Raw genomic sequence first — 22,598 nt, 5'->3', positions numbered from 1 at the left:
TCCCTCTCTTCGGTTTTCGTCCTGAAATCGCGTGGGTCAGGCGTCTTCGTCGAGCAAGCCGCGGCGGACACGACGCGCGTGCTTGCGCTCGTCGGCGCCGATGCGCTCCACCTGATCGAGACGCGGGTCGGTTCCACGGCCCGTGCGGGTCAGATCGATACCGGCCGGCGTCATCGGCTCCCACTCGAAGCTGACGTCGCCGATGGTGACGGAAGCTCCTGGCTGAGCGCCCTTCTTGACCAATGCGTCCTCGACGCCCAATCGAGCAAGACGGTCGGCGAGGTAACCAACGGCCTCGTCGTTGTCGAAGGCGGTCTGACGAATCCACCGCTCCGGGCGGGTGCCTCGGACGACGAACCCACCGGGAATATCGGGATCCTTCTCGATGGTGAAGCTGGAATCCTTGACCTTGACCGGGCGAATGACCTGGCGCTTCGGCTCGGGCTTCGGATGAGCTTCGCGGTAGTCGCGGACCATCTTCGCCAGCGCGAATGTCAACGGTCGCAATCCTTCTCGGCTCACCGCCGAGATGGTGAAGACCGGCCATCCGCGAGCTTCGATCTCAGGCGTGACCATTTCGGCCAATTCGGCGGCCTCGGGAACGTCGGTCTTGTTGAGGATGACGACGCGCGGGCGCTTGTCGAGGTCACCGAGTCCCGAATCGCCGGAGAGCGCAGGCGTGTACGCAGCCAGCTCTGCTTCCAAGGCGTCGATGTCGGAGATCGGGTCACGTCCCGGATCGAGGGTGGCGCAGTCGATCACGTGCGCCAATACGGCGCAGCGTTCGATGTGGCGCAGGAAGTCCAGGCCCAAACCGCGGCCTTCGCTGGCACCGGGGATCAGCCCGGGCACGTCGGCGACGGTCAAGGTGGTGTCACCGCTCGAGACGACGCCGAGGTTGGGGACCAGAGTGGTGAAGGGGTAGTCGGCGATCTTCGGCTTGGCCGCAGAGAGAACGGACACAAGCGAAGACTTACCGGCGGAGGGGAATCCGAGCAGACCGACGTCGGCTACCGACTTGAGTTCGAGAACCAGGTCACGCTCGACACCGTCCTCACCGAGGAGTGCGAAACCGGGAGCTTTGCGAGCCTTCGAGGCCAGTGCTGCGTTGCCGAGTCCGCCGCGGCCGCCCTGAGCGGCGTCGAAGCGTGAACCGACACCCACGAGGTCGGCAAGCACGTTGCCGTCGGTATCGAGAACCACAGTTCCATCCGGAACCTTGAGGATGAGGTCTTCACCGTTTGCACCCTCGCGGTTGCTGCCGGCGCCCTGCTTGCCGTTGGTCGCCTTCGCGTTGGGATGGAAGTGAAAGTCGAGGAGGGTGTGGATGTTCTCGTCGACCACGAGGATGACGTCGCCACCGCGACCTCCGTTGGCACCGTCCGGACCGCCGAGCGGTTTGAACTTCTCGCGGTGTACGGAGGCGCAACCATTGCCGCCTTTTCCAGCGCTGACGTGCAGCACAACACGGTCAATGAATCGGGACATGACTGCCGGATCCTTCCTCAGTCAATTGCGGGTCTCACGCGATGAGCTGAACTTCTGGTGAGCAGGGTTGCTCGGGGCAAAACGGGTACTGCTTAAACAAACGATAGGGGCGGACCGGGTTATTTCAACCCTGGTCCGCCCCTATCGGGAGCTTGGAACGCGTCACTCTCTTACCGAAAGCAGAACCGGCTTACCGAAGTAGAACCGATGACGCACAACTAGCGAGAAAGACTAGACCTCAGCCGCAACGACGGCCGGAACGATGTTCACGGTCTTGCGTCCACGCTTCTGGCCGAACTCGACTGCACCGGCAGCGAGAGCGAACAGGGTGTCGTCGCCGCCACGGCCGACGTTGACGCCGGGGTGGAAGTGCGTGCCGCGCTGGCGAACCAGGATTTCGCCTGCGCTGACCGACTGGCCGCCGAAGCGCTTCACGCCGAGGCGCTGGGCGTTTGAATCGCGACCGTTACGGGAGCTGGATGCACCCTTCTTATGTGCCATGCTATTGACCCTCCTCGGGTGAAATTAGCTAGAAAGAACTGGTTACTTGATGCCCGTGACCTTGAGCACCGTGATCGGCTGCCTGTGGCCCTGACGCTTGTGGTAACCGGTCTTGTTCTTGAACTTGTGGATGCGGATCTTCGGGCCCTTGGTGTGCTCGACGATCTCACTGGTGACTGCGACCTTGGCCAGCTTGGCCGCGTCGGTGGTCAGGTCGGATCCGTCGACCACGAGAACGGGAGCAAGCGAGACAGCAGTGCCGGGCTCACCCTCGATCTTCTCGACCTTGACGAGGTCACCAACAGCGACCTTGTACTGCTTTCCGCCGGTCTTGACGATCGCGTACGTTGCCATCGGAGGGCTACCCCTTGCTTCTTCGAACTTGCTCGCGCTGCTGCCTGAGGCTTCAAATGCATCGCGACTGGTCTGGTTTATGTCACCTCGGCTCGGCACTGACGTACCGGGACATTCACGCGCACTCTAGGCACACGGAATCTCTACCGCCGGGTGGCGACCCTCCAAGGTTACGGGAAAGCAACCGTCAGGGTCAAACCGCCCCGCCGAGGGGTGGTGCTTACTACTCTGCACTGCTTCTACCAGCTGAAACTTCGGATAACGGTTGGATGTCCTCGCTCATCGCGAAGTCATCCAACCGACCGAAAGCCAGTAGTTCTTACTCTCCGTCTACCGGAGGCCCTGCGGGACGTGCTGCTGCACGCCTGCGACGGGGTCGCTTGACGACGACAACTTCTTCCTCAGCCGGAGCTTCGGTGGCCGGAGCCGGAACGTTTTCCGCGACCGCGTCCACCACGGGTTCCGGAGTCGGAATCACGAAGACCGTGCCCACCTCGGGAGCTGCCTCGGCAACCGGTGCCGACGCTGCCCGCGACGCCCGGCGACTACGCCGACGACCGCGCGGAGCTGCTTCGGTCGAAGCTGCGGCCGACTCGTTGTCCACTGCGGATACTTCTTCCGCAGCAGAGTCCACAACAGGAACGTCATGGTGCTCAGCAGCAGCAGGAGTATCGATCGGCCGATCTTGTTGCCGATCGGCACTTTTGGATGCATCGTCCCCCGAAGACACACCGGCGGAATCAGACTCGGTCGAGTCGGCCGCGACGGTCTCGTCGTCGTCGTGGTGATGCGAGGCCATCGCCAATGCCACCGGATGAGCCCGCTTGACCGTCGCGTCGACGGCCGGAACCTCCGGCGCCGGAGCTTCCTGTCCGTTGGACTCGGTCGAAGCCGACTTGTCTCCGCGGCCACGCTTGTTCTTGCGCGAGGTACCGGAATCACTGCGCTGCGAGCCCGAACGCGATCCTCCGTCGTCCGAGGACTTCACCTCGACGGGCTCGGAATGGACGATGATGCCGCGGCCGTGGCAGTGCTCACAGGTGGTCGAGAAGGCCTCGACCAATCCGGTGCCCAACTTCTTGCGCGTCATCTGCACGAGCCCGAGTGACGTGACCTCAGACACCTGATGGCGCGTGCGATCGCGACCCAGGCATTCGGTGAGCCGACGCAGGACCAGGTCCCGGTTCGATTCGAGAACCATGTCGATGAAGTCGACGACGATCATTCCGCCGATGTCCCGCAGGCGCATCTGGCGAACGATCTCCTCGGCCGCTTCGAGGTTGTTACGGGTGACGGTCTCTTCGAGGTTTCCGCCGGCTCCGGTGAACTTGCCGGTGTTGACGTCGACGACGGTCATGGCCTCGGTGCGGTCGATCACCAGGGTGCCGCCGGACGGCAGCCACACCTTGCGATCGAGTGCCTTGGCCAACTGCTCGTCGATACGGCGAGCCGCGAAGACGTCGATACCGTTGTTCGGCGTGTACTTCTCGAGCCGCGGAAGCAGGTCGGGCGCAACGGAGTTGATGTAGTTCTCGACCGTCGTGTGCGCCTTATCGCCCTCGATGACCAGCTTGGAGAAGTCCTCGTTGAACAGATCACGAATGACCTTGACCAGCATGTCAGGCTCTTCGTACAGCGCCTGCGGGTTGCCGGACTTACCGGTGTCCGCAGCCGCAGCCTGCTCCTCGATGCCGGCCCACTGAGCCTGCAGACGAGTCACGTCGCGCGCCAACTCTTCTTCGCTGACGCCCTCGGACGCCGTGCGAATGATCACGCCGGCGTCGGCGGGAACGATGTCGCGCAAGATTTCCTTGAGACGCTTGCGCTCGGTGTCCGGAAGCTTGCGGCTGATACCCGTGGACGTACCACCGGGCACGTAGACGAGGAAACGACCGGCAAGCGAAATCTGTGTCGTCAGTCGAGCACCCTTGTGGCCGACCGGATCCTTGCTGACCTGAACGAGCACCTGATCGCCAGGCTTGAGAGCCTGCTCGATCTTGCGCGAGTTGCCACCGAGACCGGCAGCCTCCCAGTTGACCTCACCGGCGTAGAGAACACCGTTGCGGCCACGTCCGATGTCGATGAACGCAGCTTCCATGCTGGGGAGCACGTTCTGGACACGTCCGAGGTACACGTTGCCGACCATCGACGCGGACGCCGAGTTGGTGACGAAGTGCTCGACCAGCACTCCGTCTTCGAGGACTGCTACCTGTGTAGTCGCATGCGGCTGACCGCTGTCTGCCCGATCGCGCACGACCATGACGCGATCGACGGCCTCACGACGCGCGAGGAACTCCGACTCGGTCAGGATCGGTGGGCGACGTCGGCCGGCGTCACGACCGTCGCGGCGACGCTGACGCTTCGCTTCCAGACGTGTCGAACCACTGATGCCCTGGACCTCGTCCTTGACGCGGGTCTTGTTGCGCGGCTCGCGCTCGTGAACGACGGTGTTCGGCGGATCGTCCTCGGACGTCGCAGTCGCGTCGGTGGCGCCGTCGGTGCCGGTCTTGCGACGACGACGACGACGGCGACGGCGGCTCGATCCGTCGGCATCGAGATCGGAATCGTCGGCATTCTCGGAATCCGCATCAGCGGTGGACTCGGACTTACCACCGGATTCTTCGCCGGCAGCGTCGTCGGTTTGCTTCTCGACTGCCGCAGGGGCAGATTCCTGCTCCGATTCGGTAGCGGTATCCGACTCTTCGTCCGAACCCTGCTCACCACCCTGTTCACCGCGACCACGTCCACGTCCACGGCGTCCACGACGACGGCGACGCGGCTGATCGTCGTCCTCGTCCTCGGACTCGGCGCTCTCGCCCTCGGTTTGCGGTGCGGTCACAGCCGGCTCTTCGACGGCAGGAACTGCAACCGGCGCTGCCTCGGGAACGACGGTTTCGGCTTCCGCGGTTGTCTGCTTCTCTTCGACGACCGACGGTGCAGCAGGCTCGCGGCGTGCGCGACGGCGACGCGGAGCTACCTCGGCGGCTTCGAGATCCGGCTGCAGGAACAGCGGGACCTGCGGCGCGGCGGGAGCCACCTCGGGCTGATGGGTCTGCGGCGCCTCGAAGGAAGTGAACAGATCGGACTGCTCGGCTTCCTTGCTCTGCAGCGCAGCAGCGGCGTCGAGTCCAGCGCTGATCTCGGCGACAGCCGGATCCACTGCTTCTTCTGCTGCAGGTTCTTCGACGACGACCTTTTTGCGGGTGCGACGAGCCCTGACAGGCTTCTCGGCCGGAGCCTCTGCAACAGGAGCCTCCACGGGAGCTTCTGCAGCAGGCTCCTCGACAACAGGCGCCTCGACAACCGGGTCGATGAGGGTGTCGAGCTCGGCGACGACGGGCTCGATGGCCTCGGCCGCGGAAGCCAACGAGGCATGAATCCGCTGAGCGACGTCACGGTGGAGACTCGACTGCGCGCTGCGCAATTCGGTACCGAGCGCTGCGGCTTCGGCAAGGACCTGCTTGCTGGTGACGCCGAGCAACTTCGCCAGCGCGTGTACGCGCATCTTGTCGGGAAATTCCGGGGTGGTGCTGGAATCTGATTCGGTTGGGGATTGATCGGCCACGTAAGTCTCCTCAGCCCCCGGGCGCGTCCAACCCAGAAGTCGAGTTGTCACGCGGCCACGCGGGAGCGTGCTGTGTGTACTCGCACTCAGAAGTGAGTACGAGATTGTAAGGTCTCGCTCCGCATGGTCCGCAATGCCCGTTATTCACTGCGAGCACATGAAGTGCCTGGCTGGATGGCCGTTGTCCTGTGCGCGAGCGCCTGATCATCCAGCGTGCAGAGGTCCAGGGATTTCCTGTTGACCTGGAGCAGCGATGAAAGGGCATCGAACCTAGGTGTCATCCGGTTGAACGTGCGTAAAACAAATTGCGGTTCAACTGAAAGCAGTATCCCACACCAACGCGCCTGCAACTGCAAAGGGCGCACCGATGTGGGATACGTGCCGAGAATTCGCTGTGGAGATGTGGGCCGAAGGCCCGTTCATGTGGGCCAGAGGCCCGATCGGAGATTCAGATGGACGACAGCGCGGGGAACCACAGAGCGATTTCACGCTCTGCCGACTCCACGGAGTCGCTGCCGTGAACGAGGTTCTGCTGCGCTTCGAGTCCGAAGTCGCCGCGGATTGTACCCGGAAGAGCCTTGTCGACCGGGTCGGTTCCGCCGGCCAACTGACGGAAAGCAGCGATGGCTCGGGGGCCTTCGAGCACTGCGGCCACCAGCGGACCGGAGGTGATGAACTCCAACAAGCTCGGGTAGAACGGACGCTCGGCGTGTTCTGCGTAGTGGCTACCAGCCACCTCTTCGGAAGCTACGCGGAGGTCGAGTGCTGCAATTGTCAGGCCTTTGCGCTCGATACGGCTGAGGATTTCTCCTACGTATCCACGGGCAACGGCGTCGGGCTTGATCAGTACGAGGGTGCGCTCAGTCACAGCGGACAGCCTAAATGGTCAGTCCCGCTGACCGGGAAGCAGGCCCTTGTCCATCCGGCGCTTGATGTCTCTCTGCAGGTAGACGAGGTATCCCCAGACGATCCCGAAGGTGATCGCCACACCGGCGATCGACGGGTGGACGAAGAAACCGAACAGAAGAATCACCTGCAGCGCGACGTTGAACCCCATCGCCCACGGCTTGCCCTGGATGCCCGCACCCAGAATCATCAGTACCGCCAACCCGATGATGAATCCCGCGGAGGCCGCGGTGAGGCCTCCGCCGACGACCGCGACAACCGGCAAAGCCAGCAGCACGACGATCGCCTCGAGGATCAGGGTTCCGGCCATCACTCCGCGGAAGCTTTTCCACGGGTCCTTGGTCGGCGGCCCGAACTCGCCGGCAGTGTCTCCGGGCTCGTGGTCTCCGGACTCGGGATTGGCATCTGACGGGGTACTCACGCGGGGTCCTTTCCGAACAGCGTGCGGGCGGCGCCTGCGGTCACGACGGATCCCGTCACCACCACACCCGCCCCTGATACGGCCTCACCGGGTTCGGCGACCTGCTCGGCGATTTCGATCGCGACTTCCAAGGCGTCGGCAAGCACCGGCGCAACGACGACGCGCTCGTCGCCGAACTTCGCGACGGCGATGTTCGCCAGTTCTTCGACGTCCATCGCCCGGGGTGACCCGTTGTGGGTGACGACGATCTCGTCGAAGACGGATTCGAATGCAGTCAAGATGGCGTCGACGTCCTTGTCCGCCATGACGCTGACCACTCCCACGAGCTTGCGGAAGTCGAACTCGGCGGACAGTGCGGCCGCGAGAGCGCGAGCACCGTCTGGATTGTGGGCGGCGTCGAGAAAGACCGTCGGCGCACTCCGAACACGTTCGAGGCGACCGGGATTGACGACCGAGGCGAACCCGTTGCGGATTGCATCCTGATCCAGTTGTCGATCCGGACCGGCACCGAAGAACGCTTCTACGGCAGCGAGCGCGAGCGCGGCGTTGCGCGCCTGATGCTCACCGTGAAGGGGGAGGAAGATGTCGGTGTACACACCGCTCAAGCCTTGAAGTTCGAGCTGCTGTCCGCCCACCGCGATCTGGCGAGCAAGCACCTTGAACTCCGAGCCTTCACGAGCGACCGCGGCCTCCACCTCGACAGCACGCCGCAGCAATACCTCCATGACTTCGGGAGTCTGCTCGGCGATGATCGCGACGGTGTCCACCGGAACCAGGTCCTCGCGGCCCTTCTTGATGATCCCGGCCTTCTCCTCCGCGATCCCGGCCAGGTCGGTGCCCAGGTACTCGGCGTGATCGAGGCTGATCGGGGTGATCACCGCAACCTGCCCGTCGATCACGTTGGTGGCGTCCCAGCGTCCGCCGAGGCCGACCTCGACCACGGCGACGTCGACCGGCGCCTCCGCGAAGGCCGCATAGGCCATGGCGGTGAGCACTTCGAACTTGCTCATCGCCGGTCCCCCGGCTTCCTCCGACTGTGCGTCGATCATCTGCACGTACGGCTCGATCTCGCGGAACGTGTCCACGTAGAGCCGCGGCGAGATCGGATGACCGTCGATGCTGATCCGCTCGGTCGCGATCTGCAGATGAGGGCTGGTGGTTCGCCCGGTGCGACGATGCAGAGCCGTCATCAACGAATCGATCATGCGCGTTACCGACGTCTTACCGTTGGTTCCCGTGACGTGCACCGACGGATAGTTGTGCTGAGGCGAGCCCAGGACATCCATGAGCGCCTCGATACGAGTCAGTGACGGCTCGATCTTGGTCTCGGGCCAACGCTTGTCGAGTTCTGCTTCCACCAGCGCCAGTTCGGCGATGTCGACCGGAGTCGGAACCGAACTCTGAGCGTCGAATTGGGACGGCTCGTACGAACTCACTTGTCGGCCAACTCCTTCAGACGTCCCGTGATGCGCTCGATCTCTTCGACGGCGATCTGGCGACGTGTCTTGATCTTGTCCACGACGGCGTCGGGCGCCTTCGCCAGGAAGGCCTCGTTCGCCAGCTTGTTGTCAGCGGTGACGAGCTCCTTCTGCGCTGCCGCGAGGTCCTTTTCGAGCCGCTTCTTCTCCGCGCCGAGGTCGATGGTGCCCGAGGTGTCGATGTCGACAGTGACGGTGCCCTGGCTCAGGCGCACCTCGACGGAGATCGACGCGGTGAATCCCTCTTCGGGTTCGGTCAGCTTGGCCAGCGCCGCCACGTAGGCGAACTGGCCGTCCATGCCGGCCTCCGATAGCCCGGACGCACGAGCCGGGACCTTCTGGGAAGGCTTGAGTCCCTGATCGTTTCGGAATCGTCGCACCTCGGTGATCAGCTTCTGCGTGTCTTCGATCCTGGTTGCGGCCTGGGCGTCGACTGCCTCACCGGACAACACGGGCCATTCGGCGACGACGACGGACTCGCCGCCGGTGAGCACCTTCCACAGGGTTTCGGTCACGAACGGAATGACCGGGTGCAGGAGGCGGAGCAGTGCATCGAGAACATTGCCGAGCACGGCGCGGGTGTTCGCGGCGACGGCCTCGTCGGCGGCGAACTGCACCTTGGCGAGTTCGAGGTACCAGTCACAGACCTCGTCCCACGCGAAGTGGAACAGGCCTTCGCACGCCTTGCTGAACTCGTAGCGATCGAATGCGGCGTCCGCCTCGGCCTGGACCGTGTCGAGACGGTCGAGGATCCAACGATCGGCGTCGGTCAGTTCGCTTCGAGCGGGCAGCGGCGCGGGGGCAGCGCCGTTCATCAGAGCGAACTTGGTCGCGTTGAACAACTTGGTCGCGAAGTTGCGCGAGGACTGCGCCGAATCCTCGCCAACGGACAGGTCGCTGCCCGGGTTGGCGCCGCGTGCAAGTGTGAATCGCAGGGCGTCGGCGCCGAAACGATCGACCCAGTCGAGTGGGTCGATACCGTTGCCGCGAGACTTCGACATCTTCTTGCCGTACTGATCGCGGACCAGTCCGTGCAGGAACACGTCCTTGAACGGCATCTGCGCGCCGGACTTACCCGAACCGGCGGTGATCGACTCGTCCTCGGACACGTAGGTGCCGAACATCATCATGCGGGCGACCCAGAAGAACAGGATGTCGTAGCCGGTGACGAGAACGCTGGTGGGATAGAACTTTTCGAGTTCGGGCGTGTTGTCCGGCCAGCCCATCGTCGAGAAGGGCCACAGTCCGGAGGAGAACCAGGTATCGAGGACGTCGGGATCCTGGACCCAGCCTTCCGGCGCCGTTTCGTCAGGACCGAAGCACGCAACTTCACCCTCGGGGCCGTACCAGACCGGAATGCGGTGACCCCACCAGAGCTGACGGGAAATGCACCAGTCATGCATGTTGTCGACCCAGTCGAACCAGCGTGGCTCCTGGCTCGCCGGGTGAATGACGGTGTCCCCGTTGCGAACCGCGTCACCCGCAGCCTTGGCGAGCGTCTCGACCTTGACCCACCACTGCAACGAGAGACGAGGCTCGATGGCCTCGCCACTGCGCTCGGAGTGCCCGACGCTGTGCAGGTACGGACGCTTCTCGGCGACGACGCGTCCCTGCTCGGCGAGAGCTTCGCGAACCTTGACGCGAGCCTCGAAGCGGTCCATTCCGTCGAATTCGGTTCCGGTGTCGGCAATCTTGCCGGTCTTGTCCATGATGGTGGGCATCGGCAGGTTGTGCCGCAGGCCCATGTCGAAGTCGTTGGGGTCGTGAGCCGGCGTGATCTTCACAGCGCCGGTTCCGAACTCGGGGTCGACGTAGTCGTCGGCGATGATCGGGATCTGACGCCCGGTGAACGGATGATCGAGAGTGGTGCCGATGAGGTGCTTGTAGCGCTCGTCCTCGGGATGGACCGCTACTGCGGTGTCACCGAGCATTGTCTCGACGCGAGTGGTCGCGACGATGACGTGCGGCTCGTTGTCGTCGAGCGAGCCGTAGCGCAGGGAAACCAGCTCACCCTCGACGTCCTCGAACTTCACCTCGATGTCGGAGATCGCGGTCTGCAGCACCGGCGACCAGTTCACGAGACGCTCGGCGCGGTAGATCAGGCCCTCGTCGAACATGCGCTTGAAGACGGTCTGGACGGCGCGGGAGAGGCCCTCGTCCATCGTGAAACGATCACGACTCCAGTCGACGCCGTCACCGATGCGCCGCATCTGGCCACCGATGGTTCCACCGGATTCGCGCTTCCAGTCCCAGACCTTGTCGATGAACAGCTCGCGGCCGAAATCTTCCTTGGTCTTTCCGTCGGCAGCGAGTTGCTTCTCGACGACGGACTGCGTGGCGATACCGGCGTGGTCCATGCCTGGCAGCCACAGCACCTCGTAGCCCTGCATCCGCTTGCGACGGCTGAGCACGTCCATGAGGGTGTGATCCAGGGCATGGCCCATGTGCAGGCTGCCGGTGACGTTCGGGGGCGGCAGCACGATGGAGTAGCCGGGCTTGTCGCTGGTCGCGTCGGCCTGGAAGTACCCGGCGTCTACCCAGCCTTGATACAGATCGGCCTCTACCGCGCTGGGGTCCCAGCTCTTGGGTAGGGCATCGGCGGGGGTCTGGGGGTTCTCTGGAGCTGCACTGGTCACCACTTGATCCTAATGACTCCCCCGTCGTGAACGAATTCGCCCGTCGGCCGCCGCAGCGCACACGAACGACTGCCCCGCGGTCCGGGGTCAGCCGAACAAACGATATTCACCGATCCGCTCGGCTGACAGGATCGCTCTGAAGGACGACCGACCAACTACCCGTGGAGCAAATATGTTGAACAACTGGAGTTCTCGCCGTCCCGGCGTTCGAACCTTGGCGGCGGCCGCGACGATCGGAGCGGCGGTTGCCCTCGTGCTTCCGGCGACTGCGTCCGCTGCCCCCGGCATCGAAGAAAGTGTGCAAGGAAGCATCGACAGTGGCAGCGCCACGATCAACGGAAGCGTCGGCGATATCGGGAACGACATCGCAAACGGCATCGCCAGCGGCAGCGTGGGTGACATCGTCGGCGGGATCGCCACCGGGAACCTCAACGACGTCCTCGGCGGCCTGAACGCCGGCTCGACCAGCGCGACGGACATCGTCAACGGCCTGGCCAGTGGCAACGTCAGGGACATTCTCAGTGGCCTGGCCAGCGGCAGCGGCGGCGGCGGATCGTTTGCGCCCACGCAGCGCTGCGACGCCTCGACCGTCTCGGGCGGCGCAGGAATCACCAGCACCAAGCACGAACTCGGCCGCGGTGGCCCGACCTCGTTCGTGCTCGGCTACGAGACCGAAAACGTCCCGGACCTGATCGAGGTGTACTACGAAGGTCGGTTGATCCACAGCACCGGATACATCGGCGACAACATCAACGAGGGAACTGGTTCAGCTGTCGTCAACGTGCCCGCCGGTGGGGCGTCGTCCGTTCTGGTTCGCGTCACGGGCCCTGACCACACCGAGTGGTCGTACACCGTTCGTTGCCCCGGCGCCTGATTCCGGTCCGGATCCACGCGAAGACGCTCGTGCCTCGTTCGGTGTTTCATCCGAACGAGGCACGCGCGGGTTCAGCCCAGAATCTCCGGTAGCGCGACATCTTCGCCGAGAACGTGCTCGGAGAGGAACGCGGTGACCACCTCGTACCAGATCTTGGTGTGCTGCGGCTTGAGCACCCAATGATTCTCGTCGGGGAAGTAGAGGAAGCGATGGTCCGTTTTCCCGTCGTCGTCGGCGGGCAGACCTGACTCGGCAAGCAGTTCGTACCAGAGTCGCAAGCCCTCACCGATCGGAACCCGGTAGTCCTTGTCGCCATGGATGACCAGCATCGGAGTCGTGATGTCCGCGACGTACAGATGCGGCGAATTCTCGACGGCCATCTCAGGCGACATCTCGCGCTGCCAGTACCAGGCAGCGTCCGTCGTCGGGCCGAATTGATCGAGTGCCCACAGACTCGCGTGGGTGACGATGGCGTCGAAACGGTTGGTATGTCCGGCAATCCAGTTGGCCATGTAACCACCGAACGAACCACCCATCGCGCCGGTTCGCTTGGGGTCGATCTCGGGCTGGGCGACAGCAGCATCGGTGATCGCCATCAGATCGGTGAAGGGCGCCTTGCCCCACTGACCCCACCCCCGCTGGACGAAGTCCTGGCCGTATCCGGTCGAGAGCGCGGGATCTGGTAGCAGTACTGCATAGCCCTTGGCGACGAGCAGCCACGGATTCCACCGCCAGGACCAGGTGTTCCACGAACCGAGTGGGCCGCCGTGGACCCAGAGAAGCAATGGCACCGGTGCATGCGGCGCGGCGCCCGTCGGCAGCGCCAACCAGCTACGCACCGTCGAACCGTCCTCGGCACGCGCGGTGATCTCGGTCAGTGTTCCCGGCAGCTCCGGCAAAGTGTCGGGCCCACGAAGTGCGGTGATCTCACCTGATCGCAGATCGACCCGCACCACGTGCGGGGGCGCTTCGTACGAGGCTCGCAACGCGTAGATCGACTCACCGTCCGGCGCCACTCGAAGGTCGGTGTACGCCGCGTCGTCGGCTGTCAGGCGCACTGGTTGGCCCCACAGGTCGATGGTGAAGATCGGACCGCGGCCGCCGTCGTCAGCGGTGACGACCAGCCCGGATCCGTCGGGTAGCCAGGCAAGTGAGGTAGGCCAGCGATCCCAGCCGTCGGCGACGCCGGTCACGGCACCGGATCCGAAGTCGTAGAGCTGCAGAGTCATTCGTGGTGCGAACTCCGGTGTGGTGAGTGTCTCCCGGATGAACGCGAGCTTGGTTCCGTCCGGCGAGAGCACCGGGTTGTAGACGTCCGCGTCGGCCTCGTCGACAAGCGTGACTCGGTCACCGGTCACCGTGTCGATCCGAACCAACGTCGATCGGCGGGCGGCACTCGCATCGCCGACAGTCCACGTGGTCACGACGAAGAGACCGTCGTCGGAAATCGTGGTCGACGTCTCCCGCAGCGCTGCGCCTGCCGTCGGTGTGATGTCCCGCAACTCGACGGATTCCTTCGAATCCGTCTCGGCCACAACCAGATGCGGATGATCGGGGCCCAGGTCGTGGTCCCAGTGGCGCACCGGATAACCGGTGTGCAGCATCGCCGTGACTTTCTTGTCCTTGCGCGCCGATCGCACCTGATCGTCCTGGTCGAGGCTGATCGCCGAAGCCATGACCGACGTCTGGGCCACGAACGTCGGCGCCGCCTTCGCCGCTGATACCGACGAGACACCACCGGGACGCGAGATCAGCAGCTGAGCTTCTCCGCCCGCCGCTGGTAGGCGCCAGAGTGCTGGTTGCGGATCACTCTCGCCCGGCACGGCTCGCGTGGCAGTGAAGAGCACGTCGCCGTCGAACGCGAAGGCAGCACCGGACTCGCTGGTCGAACCCCAGGTCAACCGACGCGCAGGACGCCGGCCTTCCGGGTCGATCTCCCACAACGAGGACACGTATTCGGCGCTCTTGTCGTCGAGAACGGCGCGCGCGCAGATCAGCAGCGAGCCGTCAGGTGACAACACCAGGCCGGACAACCTGGCCAGAGCGATGTAGTCGTCGAGTTCGTCGAACGGTGTGCCTGCGTGGAGCTCGGGAATCTGGGTCACCACTAGTTCGTATCACGCGCCCCGCGGTTGACGCATCATTGCGTAGATCGTCGGCCCGCCGCCTGGCATGACGATGTCACGGGTCACTTCGAAACCGAAGCGGTTGTAGTACGGGATGTTCGATTCCTTGCTGCTCTCGAGGTAAGCGTCGACATGTTCACGGTCACAACGCTCCAACCGAGAGTTCAGCAGCGCTTTGCCGTATCCCCCACCGCGCGCCGCGCTGCCGGTCCCGACGGTCGCGAGATACCAGTGCGGCGAATTCGGGTGTGCTCCTTCGAGAACGGAGCTGACCTCGGCCGCGTGTCGTAGCCCCCTGCCGAAGACACGCACCATTGCGGGCAGGCTCACGAGCCCGGAAATCCACGACTGCTTCCACCGCCCCGGCGGATCCCACAGAGTTGCCCCGCCGATCAGGCCGTTGTCGTCGGTGGCCACCTCGACGCCGCCCCCGGCGAGGTGGTGGTAACGAGCTTCTGCGGCAAACAGTTTCGTCAGGCGATCAGCCCTGGTGGCCTCGTCCGGCAACATCCACGCCATCAAGGGATCATCTTCGAACGCCTCGGCCAACACTGCCGACAGTGCCGGAATATCGGATCGGACAGCCGGCCGTACGTGTACACCCATGAGGCGAGAGTACCGCCGACTGTCCGAATCACTGGACTTTGAACAGCGCTGTCCTTGAACCGATCAGACGAGCAAGCCCGCAATCCGCGGCGGAATCTGTTCGAGCGCGTACGGCAAGCTCAGTACGGTGCTCCACGTCATGGCTTCGGCAGCAGCGTCTTCCAGAATGATCGCGCGGCCGTCCTTCACGACGTCGAGTTCCTGGTAGATCGGGGTCTTGTCCAGCTCCGCGCGAAGCTTGTCGCCGTAGCCGCCACCGGCGTACCAGACGAGTACGTCGACGTCCGCGAGCGAGAGTTGCTCGGTGCTGATCTCGGCGAAGTTACCCGTGATCTGATCGGTGACAGGCGGATTCACGAATCCGAGTTCGGTGAAGAACCGCACCTTCGGGTCTTCCGGTCCGTAGACCCCGAACTGCCCCGGCCCCTTCAACGCGCCGACCAGAACGGTCTTGCCGGCAAACGCCGGATTGGCCGTCTTCACGTCGGCGAACTTCTGGTCGACGCCGGCGATCAGCTCGGTGGCCTTACCCTGCTGCCCCAACGCTTCGCCGATGATGGTCGTCTGGTTCTGCCAGGGGATTCCGTAATCCGCGAACTCCTTGGGCTGCGCCACCGTCGGCGCAATGGCACTGAGTTTGTCGTATTGCGCCTGAGTGAGCCCGGAGTAGGTGCCGACAATGAGGTCGGGTGTCGTGGCAGCGACCTTCTCCATCTGAATGGTGGTGCCCGCAGTTCCGATGATCTCGGGAGTCGCCCCGTTCAGCAGCGGCTGCGCCCAGGGCCACACTCCGTAGGGGTAATCGCCGTACCAGTCGAAGGTTCCGACCAAGGTCCCACCGAGCGCCAGGATCGCATCTTGATCGTTGTATCCGACACTGACGATCCGCTGCGGATCCTTGGGCAACTCCGTAGCCCCGAACTTGTGGGTGATCGATTCCGCAGAGTCACCGCTGGGAGGTGTGTCCTCGTCGTTCGAACTGGAGCAGGCTGCGGCGAATGCCAGCAACGCTCCCGACGTGCCGATCAGAAATCCGCGCCGGGTCAGCCGACCTGCGTCCGTTCGATCCATGTTCCTACCCCTTAAAGTCTGCTGGTTCGGTAGGTAAGGCTAGCCGATGAAAGCTTCATTCCGGCTAGTTCGACCGGCCCATTCGATGGCAGTACCGCGCCGTTCGGGCCACTATGGAGACATGACGCGCCAGGGCCCCTCGAAGGACATCGACGAATCGGATCTCGAAGTCACGCACCCCAAGGACTACGCCGCCGGAGTTCCGGCCGTTCTGGTGTCGCTGCAACGAGGAATCGAGCAGATGGGAGCCTTGCGGACCGCCCGAACGCTCACCAGACTCAACCAGCGACACGGCTTCGACTGCCCGGGGTGTGCGTGGCCGGAGACTCCCGGACATCGCAAGCCCGCCGAATTCTGCGAGAACGGAGCGAAGGCTGTTGCCGAGGAAGCAACGCTTCGCACCGTCACACCCGAATTCTTCGCGGAGCACTCGATCGCCGATCTCGAAGGCAAGACCGACTACTGGCTCGGACAGCAGGGGCGACTGACGCACCCGATGGTCCTGACGCCGGGAGCAACCCATTACCGGCCGATCGACTGGGACGGCGCGTACGCACTGATCGCCGAACATCTGAACGGCCTCGCATCGCCGGACGAAGCGGTGTTCTACACCTCCGGTCGCACGTCCAACGAAGCCGCGTTTCTCTACCAGTTGATGATTCGCAGCTACGGCACCAACAACATGCCCGACTGTTCCAACATGTGTCACGAGTCGTCCGGAAGCGCACTGACCGAATCCATCGGCATCGGCAAAGGCTCGGTGACGGTTCCCGACCTCGAGAACGCCGATCTCATCCTCATCGCCGGACAGAACCCCGGCACCAACCACCCTCGAATGCTCTCGACGCTGGAGAAGGCAAAGAGCAACGGCGCCAAGATCATTGCCATCAATCCTCTGCCCGAGGCGGGATTGCGCAGGTTCAAGGATCCACAGAAGGTGTCCGGCGTGATCGGGCACGGAGTCGACATCGCGGACGAGTTCCTGCAGATCCGGCTGGGCGGCGACATGGCGCTGTTCCAAGGCCTGGGGAAGCTGCTGCTCGAGCAGGAAGATCGCGCTCCCGGGACGGTCGTCGACCGCGCTTTCGTCGACCGGTACTGCGCCGGTTGGGACGAATACGAGAAGCACATCCGCGCGGTCGATCTCGACACGGTACTCGAGGCAACGGGTCTGTCGATGGCACAGCTCGAGGAAACGGCTGCCGCACTTGCCCGATCCGAGCGAACCGTCACCTGCTGGGCCATGGGGATCACTCAGCACACACACGGAGTCGCCACCATCGAAGAAGCAGTCAACCTGCTGCTCATGCGTGGAATGATGGGCAAACCCGGTGCCGGCGTTTGTCCGGTGCGAGGACACTCCAATGTCCAGGGTGACCGCACGATGGGCATCTGGGAAAAGATGCCGGAAGAGTTCCTGGCCGCGCTCGATACCGAGTTCTCGATCTCGAGTCCCCGCAAGCACGGATGGGACACCGTCGACGCGATCCGCGCCATGAACGCAGGCAAGGCAAGCTTCTTCATGGCGATGGGCGGCAACTTCATCCAGGCAAGCCCGGACACCGCAGCGACTGAAACAGCGTTGCGTCAATGCGAACTCACCGTGCAGGTGTCCACCAAGCTGAACCGCAGTCACGTGGTCCACGGGCAGACCGCGATCATCCTCCCCACCCTCGGACGCACCGACCTCGACGTCCAAGCCGGCGGAAAGCAGCTTGTCTCCGTGGAGGATTCGATGTCCATGGTGCACCTGTCGCGCGGACGCCTCACACCGGTCAGCCCCTACCTGCGTAGCGAAGTCGCCATCATCTGCCAACTCGCCCGCGAACTACTCGGCAACGATCACTCCGTCCGCTGGTCGGCCTTCGAGGGCAACTACGATCTGATCCGCGATTCCATCTCACGGGTAGTGCCAGGCTGCGAAAACTACAACTCCCGCGTTCGAGAGCCAGACGGATTCCAACTCCCCCACCCGCCGCGTGACTCGCGTGAGTTCCGCACGCACACCGGCAAAGCCAACTTCGGCGTGAACGACCTGCACTGGATACCCACTCCGAGTGGGCGCCTGATTCTGCAGACGATGCGCAGCCACGACCAGTACAACACCACGATCTACGGCCTCGACGACAGATACCGCGGCATCAAGGGCGGACGCAAAGTCATCCTCGTCAACGCCGAAGACATCACCGCGCTCGGATTCCGTGACGGCGATCTCGTCGACATCGTGTCCGAGTGGACAACACCCGACGGCACACTCGAAGAGCGTCGGGTCACGGAATTCCGCATCGTCTCCTACGACACCCCGCGCGGCAATGCTGCGGCGTACTACCCCGAGACAAATCCGCTCGTTCCCCTCGAACACGTTGCAGCCAAGTCGAACACGCCGGTGTCGAAGGCCGTCACCGTTCGACTCGAAGCATCGGGCGCCTGAGATGGGACGAGTCACCGCACGAACACCGGTCGTTCGAATCTCGGGTGATCGGGTCGTCACGCGCCCCGACACGCTGGCCGTCGAGGAACCACTCGAAATGAGAGTTGGCGGTCAGGTGCTGGCAGTGACGATGCGGACCCCCGGCAACGACGTCGATCTCGTGCACGGATTCCTTCTCAGCGAAGGTGTCATCGCCACCCGCGACGACGTGAGCGTCGTCCGCTACTGCGACGGCGTCGACGAATCCGGTGCGAACACGTACAACGTCCTCGACATCGCTCTCGCTCCCGGAGTGCCGTTGCCCGACCACACCACCGACCGCAACACCGTCGTCAGTTCCGCGTGCGGAGTGTGCGGCAAGACCTCGCTCGACGCCGTCCGAACCACGACGCGACATCCGCTGGTCGGTGACACGACTTCCGTCACCTCGACCATCCTGTCGGCCATGCCGGTCACACTGCGGGAGAGCCAACGGATCTTCGAGCGCACCGGTGGCCTGCACGCGGCCGGATTGTTCACCGCCACCGGCGAACTCCTGGCACTGCGCGAGGATGTCGGCCGTCACAACGCCGTCGACAAGGTGATCGGTTGGGCCATCACCGACGGCCGAGTGCCCCTCTACGACACGATCTTGATCGTCAGCGGTCGGGCGTCGTTCGAACTCGTCCAGAAGGCCGTCATGGCCGGCATTCCGATCCTCGGTGCTGTCTCCGCGCCGTCGTCGCTGGCCGTGGAACTAGCGCAGGAGTCCGGGCTGACTCTCGCCGGTTTCATCCGCGGCGATTCGATGAACGTCTACTCGCACCCGCACCGAGTCGAGGTCACGTCGAACTCGCGCGCAACTGAGCCGACAGTCGCACAGCGGAGTTGACTTCCCCGTAGCCCTCGTATCCACCCACCCGCTGCACGACCTCGAAGAACAGGTCTCCCCCGACGGTCGGGGTGAACAGGTGGAAGAACTCGCCGTGAGCGTCCGCGTCGTAAAGGATTCCGGCGCTGCGCATCCGGTCGAGCAGTTCTGAATTCAGACCGAAACGTGCGTCCAGATCGTCGTAGTAGTTCGGGGAAATGGGTAGCGGAGCAAAGCCCCAGTCCTGCATGGACGCAGCGGCACCGAAGATGTTCTCACACGCGAAAGCGACGTGGCTGACGCCGCCGCGGCGGACCGTCGGCAGCCCGCTTCGACTGCCCTCCACCATGTTCAGTGAGATCCGCAGGGTATGTCCGTCACCGTCCTGAACGAGCGTGAGTGCCTGGCTCCGCATGAGTCCGACCGAATCGGTGACGTCCTGCCCCTCGTGCGGTTGCATCTCGAACACGGACCGCAGGAGCAGCATGATGCCGTCCCAACTCTCCGCCGGAACTGCCAGTGCCACGTGGTCGATCCCGGTGAACACTGCGCCCTGTTCACGATTGCGCTCGGCGGGTAGCGGGTAGATCTCGAATGCCGATTCCCACGCTGCAGCGCTGCCGGGGCCACGAAGGTCGATCGATGTCGCATCGGTGACCTTCAGGCGTACGACGTCCGGTACCTCGGAGTTCTCGTCGCTCGAACCGGGCAACTGCACGCGCGTCGCCGGCACTTCGAGAGCCAGAGCGCGCTCTCCCCACACCTCGGGTTCGGTTGCCCGGATGCCGATCTGAGTGAGAACCGGTAGATCCGCAGGCAGCCCGGGCGCCGTCCACACCGTGCCCGCAGTCGCATCCACGGCAACGGTGAGCGGTCCGTGCCGCCACAACTGCAAATCGTGATCGTGGTGCCGTCCGACAAGATGAAAACCGACGCGGGAGAGCATCGAGTGCACCTGGTCCTGTTTCGCCGGACCCGCCGCGATTCGCAGAGACACGATTCCTTCGAGCGGTGTGCGCTCCGGGGCGGTGAACAGCGTGGGTCCACCGGCGGCAGGGTTCGCGGCGGCGACCTGTTCTTCCAGATGCAGGAGCGACCGATGAGCGTCGATTGCCGTCCGCTGGGTGTCGGCGCGGCGGAATACGTCGTTGAAGATCTCGAGCGACCACGGTCCGTCGTAACCGGTGGCGTAGACATGCTGAGCGAACGCATTGAGATCGAAGCTGCCCTGCCCCGGGAAGTTTCGGTGATGCCGGCTCCACTGGAGGATGTCCATCGCCAAGAACGGAGCGTCCGCCAACTGGAGGAAGAAGATCTTCTCGCCGGGAATCTCGCGAATTCCGGCGGGATCGTCACCGCGCGAGAGGATGTGAAAGCTGTCCAGACAGGTACCGAGCGAAGGATGGTCGACGCCCTCGACGATCTGCCACGCATGGCCGTACGTGTTGACGTGGGCACCCCACGCGAGCGCCTCATAGGCAACCTTCTTGCCGTGCTCGGACGCCAGTTCGGCGAGAGCTCCGAATTGCTCTGTCAACTGACCGTCATCGTGACTTGCGGTCGGCAGGGGCGAGGAGCACACCAGGAGCGTCTCGCACCCCAGTTGATCCATGAGCTCGAATTTGCGTTGCACTCGAACAAGATTCCGAGCAAATTGGGCCTCGTCCACCGTGTCGAAGTCACGGAACGGCTGATACAGATCGAGGGTCAAGCCCAGATCCGCAGCCCTCGTTCGTAATTCCTTCGGGGACCACGGCGAAGCAACAAAATCCGGCTCGAACACCTCGAAGCCGTCGAAGCCGGCAGCAGCGATGGCGTCGAGCTTCTCCTCGAGAGTGCCACTGAGCGATACCGTCGCGATCGACGTCCGGACCGGGGCACTCACAGCGCTGCCGCAGTCTGTTCGCCGTGTACAAGTTCCGTCATGTGCGCGAGCATGCGCTTACTGTCGGGCTCGATGCCCGTGAAGATCCGGAACGCGTCGACGGCCTGGAAGACAGTCATTCCGCCTCCGCTGAGCGTCGGGGCTCCGATCAACCTTGCCTGACGCAACAGTTCGGTTTCGAGTGGACGGTAGACGATTTCGGCCACCCACAGATCAGGGCGAAGCAGATCTGGCGAGAACGCCATTCCGGGATGAGCCGCCATTCCCATCGGCGTCGCGTGGATCAATCCGTTTGCCTTGCCGAGCACTTCGGCGAGGTCGCTCGTATGCCGCGCCTCGACAACCTGCGCCGGAAACTGCTGCGCGAAGGTTTGTGCAAGTTCCTGCGCGCGAGGCAGGCTCGAATCGACCAACGTCAGTGTCCCGACGCCACGGGTGAGCGCGGCATAGGCAACCGCCGCACCGGCTCCGCCGGCACCGAGCTGCACGACACGATCGAGCTGTGCTCCGGGAAGTCCGTCGTCGAAATTTCGGCCGAAGCCCGACCAATCGGTGTTGTGTCCGATCGCCTTGCCGGAGTCGAAGAGGACCGTGTTCACCGCGCCGAGCCGGCTCGCATCGGGCGAGAGCTCGTCGAGGTGCTCGATCACCAACTGCTTGCACGGGTGAGTGATGTTGAGGCCGCGGAACCCGAAACGTCGTGCATAGGTGAGAAGTTCACCGATGTCCGACGGCGCCATGCCCATCACGTCGAGATCGAGGATGCGGTAGACGTACGGAAGACCCTGTCTGCGCCCTTCTTCCTCGTGCATGATCGGAGTCAAAGAGGCTCCGATTCCGGTGCCGATCAGACCGCAGAGCATCGAATCACTCATCAGTTCTTCCCTTCTCGGACGCAGACGAATTCGACTGCGGCGCTGTAACCGTCGATTCCCAATCCGCAGATGACAGCGTCGGCGATCCCGGAGACATACGAGTGGTGACGGAATTCTTCGCGACTGTGGATGTTGCTGATGTGCACCTCCACGACGGGGGCATCGAGTGTGACCAGAGCGTCACGCAACGCAACGGAGGTATGCGAGTACCCACCGGGATTGATGACGATGCCCGCAACGTTTCCCCTGGCCTCGTGGATCCAATCGATCAGTTGGCCCTCGTGGTTCGACTGCCTTGCCTCGACCACCGCTCCGAACTTCGCGGCCGCCGCTTCACAGCGGGAAACTACGTCGTCCAGCGTGTCTCTCCCGTAGAACTCCGGTTGGCGCTGGCCCAACAAATTCAAGTTGGGCCCGTTGAGGACCAGAATCGGTAGAGATGAAGTCATCAGGGGCACCTCGGGGTTGACGCTCGAAACTAATGTACGAACTAGTGAGTTAGTTCACTGGACGTTACTCCCCCGACGCGGA

The 22,598-nt window shown here is 63.7% G+C and carries 17 protein-coding genes; 3 read left to right on the top strand and 14 right to left on the bottom strand.

The window, feature by feature from the left end:
* Nucleotides 1–36 precede the first annotated feature (36 nt).
* The 8 genes from obgE to G4D79_RS16460 all read right to left on the bottom strand — a co-directional run bounded on the left by obgE (nucleotide 37) and on the right by G4D79_RS16460 (nucleotide 11,349).
* Nucleotides 37–1,488, bottom strand: a complete 1,452-nt coding sequence (gene obgE / locus G4D79_RS16495) for a GTPase ObgE (RefSeq protein ID WP_099698202.1) — start codon at nucleotides 1,486–1,488, stop codon at nucleotides 37–39.
* Nucleotides 1,489–1,719: 231 nt separating this feature from the next.
* A complete protein-coding gene (rpmA, locus tag G4D79_RS16490) occupies nucleotides 1,720–1,989 on the bottom strand; it encodes a 50S ribosomal protein L27 (RefSeq protein WP_003944532.1) in 270 nt (89 codons plus the stop codon).
* 42 nt (nucleotides 1,990–2,031) lie between these two features.
* Entirely contained in the window at nucleotides 2,032–2,343 is a 312-nt protein-coding gene (gene rplU, locus G4D79_RS16485) for a 50S ribosomal protein L21 (protein WP_003944533.1), read from the bottom strand.
* A gap of 319 nt (nucleotides 2,344–2,662) precedes the next feature.
* Entirely contained in the window at nucleotides 2,663–5,908 is a 3,246-nt protein-coding gene (locus G4D79_RS16480) for a translation initiation factor IF-2 N-terminal domain-containing protein (protein WP_099698201.1), read from the bottom strand.
* 448 nt (nucleotides 5,909–6,356) lie between these two features.
* Nucleotides 6,357–6,776, bottom strand: coding sequence for a nucleoside-diphosphate kinase (gene ndk, locus G4D79_RS16475; RefSeq protein WP_003944527.1), 420 nt, complete (start codon nucleotides 6,774–6,776; stop codon nucleotides 6,357–6,359).
* Nucleotides 6,777–6,794: 18 nt separating this feature from the next.
* Entirely contained in the window at nucleotides 6,795–7,235 is a 441-nt protein-coding gene (locus G4D79_RS16470; RefSeq protein ID WP_003944448.1) for a DUF4233 domain-containing protein, read from the bottom strand.
* The gene (locus G4D79_RS16465) at nucleotides 7,232–8,671 is read right to left on the bottom strand and encodes a folylpolyglutamate synthase/dihydrofolate synthase family protein (protein WP_030536635.1); all 1,440 of its coding nucleotides are present in this window, start codon (nucleotides 8,669–8,671) and stop codon (nucleotides 7,232–7,234) included. Before G4D79_RS16465 ends, G4D79_RS16470 begins: the two co-directional genes overlap by 4 nt.
* Nucleotides 8,668–11,349: a valine--tRNA ligase gene (locus G4D79_RS16460; protein ID WP_099698216.1), complete on the bottom strand. Its 2,682-nt coding sequence runs from the start codon at nucleotides 11,347–11,349 to the stop codon at nucleotides 8,668–8,670. The genes G4D79_RS16465 and G4D79_RS16460 overlap by 4 nt, the downstream gene beginning before the upstream one ends.
* A 172-nt stretch (nucleotides 11,350–11,521) precedes the next feature.
* Here G4D79_RS16460 and G4D79_RS16455 point away from each other — a divergent pair, with 172 nt between their 5' ends.
* Entirely contained in the window at nucleotides 11,522–12,223 is a 702-nt protein-coding gene (locus G4D79_RS16455; RefSeq protein WP_019749074.1) for a hypothetical protein, read from the top strand.
* A 71-nt stretch (nucleotides 12,224–12,294) separates the two neighbouring features.
* Here the strand turns inward: G4D79_RS16455 and G4D79_RS16450 are convergent, their stop codons facing one another.
* The 3 genes from G4D79_RS16450 to G4D79_RS16440 all read right to left on the bottom strand — a co-directional run bounded on the left by G4D79_RS16450 (nucleotide 12,295) and on the right by G4D79_RS16440 (nucleotide 16,026).
* Nucleotides 12,295–14,328, bottom strand: coding sequence for a S9 family peptidase (locus G4D79_RS16450; protein ID WP_214514247.1), 2,034 nt, complete (start codon nucleotides 14,326–14,328; stop codon nucleotides 12,295–12,297).
* A 12-nt stretch (nucleotides 14,329–14,340) separates the two neighbouring features.
* Nucleotides 14,341–14,955 carry a GNAT family N-acetyltransferase gene (locus tag G4D79_RS16445; protein WP_030536638.1) on the bottom strand — a complete coding sequence of 205 codons (615 nt, stop codon included), beginning with the start codon at nucleotides 14,953–14,955 and terminating at the stop codon, nucleotides 14,341–14,343.
* A gap of 63 nt (nucleotides 14,956–15,018) precedes the next feature.
* Nucleotides 15,019–16,026 (bottom strand): iron-siderophore ABC transporter substrate-binding protein, encoded by a 1,008-nt coding sequence (locus tag G4D79_RS16440; protein WP_030536639.1) that lies wholly within the window; start codon nucleotides 16,024–16,026, stop codon nucleotides 15,019–15,021.
* Nucleotides 16,027–16,147: 121 nt separating this feature from the next.
* On the opposite strand from G4D79_RS16440, the gene G4D79_RS16435 reads away from it, so the two are divergent.
* Nucleotides 16,148–18,457: an FdhF/YdeP family oxidoreductase gene (locus G4D79_RS16435; RefSeq protein WP_030536640.1), complete on the top strand. Its 2,310-nt coding sequence runs from the start codon at nucleotides 16,148–16,150 to the stop codon at nucleotides 18,455–18,457.
* 1 nt (nucleotide 18,458) lies between these two features.
* Nucleotides 18,459–19,328 (top strand): formate dehydrogenase accessory sulfurtransferase FdhD, encoded by an 870-nt coding sequence (gene fdhD / locus G4D79_RS16430; protein WP_054826986.1) that lies wholly within the window; start codon nucleotides 18,459–18,461, stop codon nucleotides 19,326–19,328.
* Here the strand turns inward: fdhD and G4D79_RS16425 are convergent.
* Genes G4D79_RS16425 through aroQ form a run of 3 tightly spaced genes read right to left on the bottom strand, consistent with a single transcriptional unit; the run spans nucleotide 19,279 to nucleotide 22,516 of the window.
* Nucleotides 19,279–21,192: a sugar phosphate isomerase/epimerase and 4-hydroxyphenylpyruvate domain-containing protein gene (locus G4D79_RS16425; protein WP_073512179.1), complete on the bottom strand. Its 1,914-nt coding sequence runs from the start codon at nucleotides 21,190–21,192 to the stop codon at nucleotides 19,279–19,281. The two genes, fdhD and G4D79_RS16425, sit on opposite strands and share 50 nt — an antisense overlap.
* A complete protein-coding gene (locus G4D79_RS16420; protein ID WP_054187687.1) occupies nucleotides 21,189–22,067 on the bottom strand; it encodes a shikimate dehydrogenase in 879 nt (292 codons plus the stop codon). Before G4D79_RS16420 ends, G4D79_RS16425 begins: the two co-directional genes overlap by 4 nt.
* Nucleotides 22,067–22,516, bottom strand: a complete 450-nt coding sequence (gene aroQ, locus G4D79_RS16415) for a type II 3-dehydroquinate dehydratase (RefSeq protein WP_007730969.1) — start codon at nucleotides 22,514–22,516, stop codon at nucleotides 22,067–22,069. The genes G4D79_RS16420 and aroQ overlap by 1 nt, the downstream gene beginning before the upstream one ends.
* Nucleotides 22,517–22,598: the final 82 nt, after the last annotated feature.

It is taken from the genome of Rhodococcus sp. WY5, from assembly GCF_018588185.1.
Taxonomy (GTDB): Bacteria; Actinomycetota; Actinomycetes; order Mycobacteriales; family Mycobacteriaceae; genus Rhodococcus_F; species Rhodococcus_F qingshengii.
Note: the sequence above shows the minus strand (reverse complement) of the source record. Positions and strands in the feature narration are given on the sequence as shown.

Coding starts and splice junctions, on each gene's coding strand:
- obgE (WP_099698202.1), bottom strand. CDS start 1,488: ATGTCCCGATTCATTGACCGTGTTGTGCTGCACGTCAGCGCTGGAAAA.
- rpmA (WP_003944532.1), bottom strand. CDS start 1,989: ATGGCACATAAGAAGGGTGCATCCAGCTCCCGTAACGGTCGCGATTCA.
- rplU (WP_003944533.1), bottom strand. CDS start 2,343: ATGGCAACGTACGCGATCGTCAAGACCGGCGGAAAGCAGTACAAGGTC.
- G4D79_RS16455 (WP_019749074.1), top strand. CDS start 11,522: ATGTTGAACAACTGGAGTTCTCGCCGTCCCGGCGTTCGAACCTTGGCG.
- G4D79_RS16445 (WP_030536638.1), bottom strand. CDS start 14,955: ATGGGTGTACACGTACGGCCGGCTGTCCGATCCGATATTCCGGCACTG.
- G4D79_RS16440 (WP_030536639.1), bottom strand. CDS start 16,026: ATGGATCGAACGGACGCAGGTCGGCTGACCCGGCGCGGATTTCTGATC.
- G4D79_RS16435 (WP_030536640.1), top strand. CDS start 16,148: ATGACGCGCCAGGGCCCCTCGAAGGACATCGACGAATCGGATCTCGAA.
- fdhD (WP_054826986.1), top strand. CDS start 18,459: ATGGGACGAGTCACCGCACGAACACCGGTCGTTCGAATCTCGGGTGAT.
- G4D79_RS16420 (WP_054187687.1), bottom strand. CDS start 22,067: ATGAGTGATTCGATGCTCTGCGGTCTGATCGGCACCGGAATCGGAGCC.
- aroQ (WP_007730969.1), bottom strand. CDS start 22,516: ATGACTTCATCTCTACCGATTCTGGTCCTCAACGGGCCCAACTTGAAT.